At 45.0% G+C, this 3,656-nt stretch carries 2 protein-coding genes and 1 pseudogene; all 3 read right to left on the bottom strand.

The annotated features are described in order from the left end of the window. Positions 1 to 76: 76 nt before the first annotated feature. On the bottom strand, positions 77 to 2,638 hold the full coding sequence (locus VIP81_RS21470) for an outer membrane beta-barrel protein (protein ID WP_331966084.1): 2,562 nt from the start codon (positions 2,636 to 2,638) through the stop codon (positions 77 to 79). A gap of 106 nt (positions 2,639 to 2,744) precedes the next feature. After that, positions 2,745 to 3,449 (bottom strand): LytTR family DNA-binding domain-containing protein, encoded by a 705-nt coding sequence (locus VIP81_RS21465; protein ID WP_331966080.1) that lies wholly within the window; start codon positions 3,447 to 3,449, stop codon positions 2,745 to 2,747. Further along, positions 3,449 to 3,656 (bottom strand): annotated as a pseudogene (locus VIP81_RS21460) (histidine kinase); the annotation flags it as partial. The gene VIP81_RS21465 and the pseudogene VIP81_RS21460, both read right to left, overlap by 1 nt.

Below are 3,656 nucleotides of genomic sequence, written 5' to 3'. Positions count from 1 at the left end.
TTGCCACAAAAAAAGCCGGAACGCTCAGGTGTACCCCCCTCGCATTCCGGCGCATTTTTAACCAGAAGACAACTTCTTATTGAATTACTTCCTGCATTCCCTGCATGCCTGCGCCCATATTCTTTCTCTTAAACAAACTGGCATCTATTTTACCAAATCTGTAAGCAAAGTTCAGACGGATCATCTGGGGATCTTTTAAGCGACTGTAGTATTGTGTGAAATAAGCACTCTCAGAATACTGGTCAGACCAGCGGCTTCTGAAAATGTCATTGATACTTAATGTAACAGAGGCGGCATTGTTTTTCAGGAAACTCTTCTTAATGGCTGCATCTACGCCATAGAAAGAGGCGATGTAACCCTGGGAAGCGTTCTGTGACTGCTGCATAGGAGGACCCGCCTGCACGTTTTTATTATCATTTACCGGCAGATTGGTTTTTGACTGGTAAGTACCTGTTAGTTGTATTTCAAAATTGGCCGGTAATTTAAAACTGTTATTGATCTTACCAAACCAGCTCCAGAGCGCATCCTGCGACTGGGTTACATTGTCGGTATTAATTTTAGAATTGTAAATATTCACGTTGGTAGACATCGACCACCATTTGGTAATGGTATTCATCACCGTTACTTCCGCACCGGCGGAGTAGCTGGAGTTAGCGTTGATGTAGGTGTTTATCAGCAAGTCCTGACCATTTACCGGATCGGTTTCTTTCGTCAGGTAACGGGTAATCAGGTTGTCGGTATGTCTGTAGTAGAGAGATGCCAGCAAAGTGTTGTTGCCCTTAAACGTTTTCAGGTACGATGCTTCCAGTGCAGTGGTGAACTCAGGTACCAGACCGGGATTACCTTTGGTGATATTCAGCTTATCGGTAGAATCGGTGAATGGTATCAGCTGGAAAAAGTTAGGACGATTAATCCGGCGTGTATAACTCAACTGCAGTTCCTGATCATGTTTCAGCTTCTGGCTTAAAAACAGGGAAGGGAATAAGCTGATGGGATAATTGTTTTTGAAATGCTGGCCGTTGTTCAGCAAATCGCCGGTATAGTTGGAGCTTTCTGCGCGCAAACCTACCTTATAACCAAAATTACGGATGCTGTTGGATACGCTGGCATAAGCCGCATACACGTTGTCGCTGTTTTTGTAATTATTGGATGCCGCAGGAATCAGTATGAACTTGCCGGTTTCTTCATCGTACATAGAGTTGTCGAATTGACTCTTTGTAGTACGGATGGAAGCCCTCAAACCTGTTTCCAGTTTCAGCTTACCGGAAAAGGGTTTTACATAGTCGGTCTGAAGCGTCATAAAGCTCATGGATCCGCCGCCTATGATTTGCTGGATATCGCTGCCGGTAATATTGTTGTTGCTGCCGTAACGATCCGTTCTATAGTCGGAGTTATTATTACTCTTACCACCAAAGTAGTTGAAGTCAGCGGTGAGTTCTTCTCCTTCTTTAGGGAACAGGTGTTTCATGCCCAGTACCAGACCGTTTGCATTAAACTTGTTGTGGGAAGAAGAGTTACGTTGACTGAAGCCTGGGAAGGTACCGGTTTTAGCGAGGGTATCGCTATTGATATCGATGCTTTCGGAAGGGTTCATTTCACCATGTACTTTGATACCGGCAATAGAGAGGGTGGTGCGGTTGGTTACAAACCAGTCCATACCCAGTTTACCAAACAGGAAGCCCCCGTTGGTTTTGTTGCTGTTGTACTGATTAATCAGGGTAGGAGGTGCATCGGCGAAGTTATTACGCTCCGTAGTACCGTTTGTACGTCCTTTCATCTGGTTGCCCATTACACTGGCGGAAATATTTACTTTATCCTGGCGCAGGTTAAAATCGCCGCCGCCATTGAGGGCGCCGCGTTTATCCACACCGGCACGAAGATTACCGTTGTATCCTGTTTTACGGTTCTTTTTCAGTACAATATTCAGGATACCGGCACTACCACCGGATGCATCATATTTAGCGGAAGGATTGGTAATCACTTCCACATTTTCGATGGCATCTGCCGGAATCTGTTCCAGCGTGAGGGTAGTGGGGCGGCCATCGATGTAAAGTTGTGGTGCGCTGTTACGCAGCGTCACGTTACCATCGATATCCACATTTACGGAAGGTACATTTTTCATCACATCGAGGGCAGTACCGCCTGCGCTCACGATGTTTTTTTCCACATTAAATACCTTTTTATCGATATCCATCTGCATCAGTGGCTTGGTACCCGCTACGGTTACGCCTTGCAGCTGGGTGGTACTGGCAGCCAGTTTAATGTTGCCGAGGTCTTTCTCAAAGGGAGGAAAGCTAATGGCCTGTTCAATAGTTTTATAGCCGGTAGCTGTAATTCTCAGCTTCAGCGGTCCCCTTCCGGGAAGGTCTTCCAGGCTGAATTCACCATTACCTTTGGTGAGTGCGCCTTTCAGCAGTTTTTCCTTCATTTTTTTAGTGACGGAATCCATACGGTTTTGCAACACGATAACGGAAGCATAGCTAACAGGTTTTCCATCAGGGTCAATAACTTTTCCATATAGATGCCCGCTCATGCCCATCGGCATTTTTCCGCCGGGGCCACCAGGACCACCGGGAGCTTGCGCCCAGGCACTCATTGAAAATAAAAACAGGGTGATAAACAAGTAAATCTTTTGCATTTTATTATAAATTCAGATGGTGCAAAAGTATATCGCGGTAATGGATTATATAAATTAAATGAGATGAGTGGGGAAAATACTGCTACGAACCAGAACGAACTACCGGTTAAATTTTTCCGGCAATGGCATATACGGCATCTCTGTAGGTGTCGCCCACAGGGAGCTCCAGTTCATCCAGGAAAATGCTGTTTTTCCGGATGGAAGAAATAGCCGCTATGGATACGATATAGGATTTATGAATACGGATGAATTTCGTAGTGGGTAACTGCTCTTCCAGGCCCTTTATACTCATGCGGGTAATAACGGGTTTGGATGTGCTTTTGAGATGTATTTTGACATAATCTTTCAGCCCTTCAATCCAGATCATATCTGCAAATACCACTTTGAGCAAACTGTAATCTACATTAACGAAGAAGAAGTCGGCCTGTTCTTTGGCGCTTTTGCCACCGGTTTTAAGCTGAAAAAGCTCCTGCGCTTTGTTACAGGCTTTGATGAAACGCTCCAGGGAAACGGGTTTCACCAGGTAGTCGGTCACGGATAGGTTAAAGCCTTCCAGGGCGTATTTTTCGTAGGCCGTAATGAGGATTACAATGGGCTTATTGGGAAGGGATTCGAGGAACTGTAAACCGGTAAGGCCGGGCATTTGTATATCCAGGAATATCAGGTCTACCTGCTGATGCCGCAATATTTCCATGGCCTCAAATGCATTATTGCATTTGCCGGTGAGCTGCAGGTAAGGCACCATGCTGATATTGTCTTCCAGCAGGTCCAGTGCGAGCGGTTCATCATCTATGGCAATACACTTCATCATCAGTGGAGATTTAATTGCAAGGATACTATAAACCAGTCATCTTTTTTCTCAATGTGCAAAACATAATCATCTCCATATAGTAAATTCAAACGCCTTTTTACGTTAGCCAGGCCAATACCACTGGTTTTGTCTTTTACTTCAGCAGAAGCTTCGTTGAATTTGTTGCGTACAGAAAAAAACAACATGCCGGGACGGGTGTATAAACTG

It is taken from the genome of Chitinophaga sp., assembly GCF_036566945.1.
GTDB lineage: Bacteria > Bacteroidota > Bacteroidia > Chitinophagales > Chitinophagaceae > Chitinophaga.
This window is presented reverse-complemented; position numbering and strand designations above follow the sequence as displayed.

Coding starts and splice junctions, on each gene's coding strand:
- VIP81_RS21470 (WP_331966084.1), bottom strand. CDS start 2,638: ATGCAAAAGATTTACTTGTTTATCACCCTGTTTTTATTTTCAATGAGT.
- VIP81_RS21465 (WP_331966080.1), bottom strand. CDS start 3,449: ATGATGAAGTGTATTGCCATAGATGATGAACCGCTCGCACTGGACCTG.